Below are 1,851 nucleotides of genomic sequence, written 5' to 3' on the forward strand. Positions count from 1 at the left end.
GTTTCTCAAAGAGAAGAATCCTGACATTAAATGTGTCGTTGCCGATCCGATGGGCAGTGGGTTATATAGTTATGTCAAAACTGGCACGATTACCTTAGACGGTAGTTCGATTACGGAAGGCATTGGCAATAGCCGGATTACAGGCAATATGGCAGGTGTCCCGATCGATGATGCGATCCAAATCCCCGACCAAGAGTGTATCGAAGTCGTCTATCAACTCTTACGTAAAGATGGATTATTTATGGGCGGTTCGGTCGGTATTAATGTTGCCGCAGCAGTGAGATTGGCTCATCAAATGGGGCCAGGACACACGATCGTCACCATTTTATGCGATGGTGGTGCCAGATATCAATCTCGGATCTTCGATCGAGCCTGGTTAGCCAGCAAAGGTTTGAGCATTGATTAGATTGCCGTAGGCAGCTAGTGGATAGTGGATAGTGGATAGTGAATAGAAATTAGCAAACGTCTTTAGTTCGCCAATTTTTAGCCGAACAGATTAAAGGGAATTTTTCTATATCCCATATTCACTATTCACTATCCACTATTCACTATTCACTACCCCCTATCATGCCCCCCACCATCGAAATCATTAGTTGCTTACACACAGCCACGATCGTCTCGAATCTAGACAGATCGATCGAATTTTACAGTGGGATTCTGGGATTGCAACGGGTCGATCGTGCGCTCAAGTATCCTGGAGCGTGGTATCAAATCGGCGAATTCCAAATTCATTTAATTGAGAATGTCGATCTGGTACCTAACTCGATCGATCTCCAAGTCTCGACGCGCAATCCCCACATCGCTTTAGGAGTTAGGGATTTGGAGGCTGCCAAACAACAGCTACTCGCAGCTAATTGCGTGGTCAAAATGAGTAATTCGGGTCGAGCGGCACTATTTACGCAAGATCCCGATGGCAATGCGATCGAATTAACATTAATATCTTGGCAATCGGAACAATTGTGACTGCTTGTGGGTCGCGATCAATTAATATGGAACTGCCTTTAACAGTTCGTCATAAAGTAGGCGAGTCACCCGATAACCAAGTGTCATCGCAGCACGAACCCCAGCCATATGTTTATCTTTTTTGCTGCCTGTGGTTGTCTGCCACCGCGTCCGCAGTTCGGCAACTGTCAAAGCGGGTTTGGAGTTCGATAGAGCGCGCCTGTCTAACTCCGCGACCAACCAGCTATCGCTCATGCTTTCGCGCAGTACGTTGGTGATAATCCAGCAATAGAGCATTTTTCGAGCGAACGACGAACCCGCATAAATTAGCGCGGTGCTGTTACCCGATTCGATCAGCCGCTTGCCCATCCCCAGCGAGATTTGAAAGCCAGACAAGGACATATTTTTCTTGTGCTTACCCCGATCGTCTTCGTAGCGATCGATGTGTGGCTTGCCGGAGAGCAAAAACCGCTCGAACGGGTAAATGTTGGTTAACACGGTCGCCTGCATAATCTGACTAAAACCAAACAGCTCTAAGGTGTCACGGTAGCGATCGAACGCCGGATCGAGTAGTGAATTACTTAAATCCGATTCTAATTTGACCTCTCGAATTTCGTTTCCACAAATTGCCGCCGCATGATCGCGGGTGTATTGGGAGATCTCGATCGACAGTTCGGTGGCGATCGATTTAGCGCGTTCGTTCTCGATTTTTTTGTATGCGTAGATACCAGCTAACCAGCCGACCCAGGGCGTAAACCCCTCATGACAGCGATAGTTAGAAATCGCGCGTTTGGAGATTTCAGGGAATTAATATTTGAGTCGCTGTCGGATCTGTTGCTGGAGCACCTTGGTCGTTACTTCGAGCGATTTAATTTCGAGCAACCGATCGTTGATATCGGCGATCGCCCC

At 47.5% G+C, this 1,851-nt stretch carries 3 protein-coding genes; 2 read left to right on the plus strand and 1 reads right to left on the minus strand.

Annotated elements, in window-relative coordinates:
* On the plus strand, nt 1-406 hold a 406-nt coding region (locus RMO27_RS05900; protein ID WP_309730433.1), incomplete at its 5' end, for a pyridoxal-phosphate dependent enzyme.
* Between the two features lie 161 nt (nt 407-567).
* Nucleotides 568-963, plus strand: a complete 396-nt coding sequence (locus tag RMO27_RS05905; protein ID WP_309730436.1) for a VOC family protein — start codon at nt 568-570, stop codon at nt 961-963.
* Nucleotides 964-984: 21 nt separating this feature from the next.
* Here the strand turns inward: RMO27_RS05905 and RMO27_RS05910 are convergent, their stop codons facing one another.
* On the minus strand, nt 985-1,440 hold the full coding sequence (locus RMO27_RS05910; protein ID WP_309730439.1) for a hypothetical protein: 456 nt from the start codon (nt 1,438-1,440) through the stop codon (nt 985-987).
* Nucleotides 1,441-1,851 lie beyond the last annotated feature (411 nt).

The sequence above is a fragment of the Chamaesiphon sp. OTE_75_metabat_556 genome (assembly GCF_031378165.1).
Lineage (GTDB): Bacteria > Cyanobacteriota > Cyanobacteriia > Cyanobacteriales > Chamaesiphonaceae > Chamaesiphon.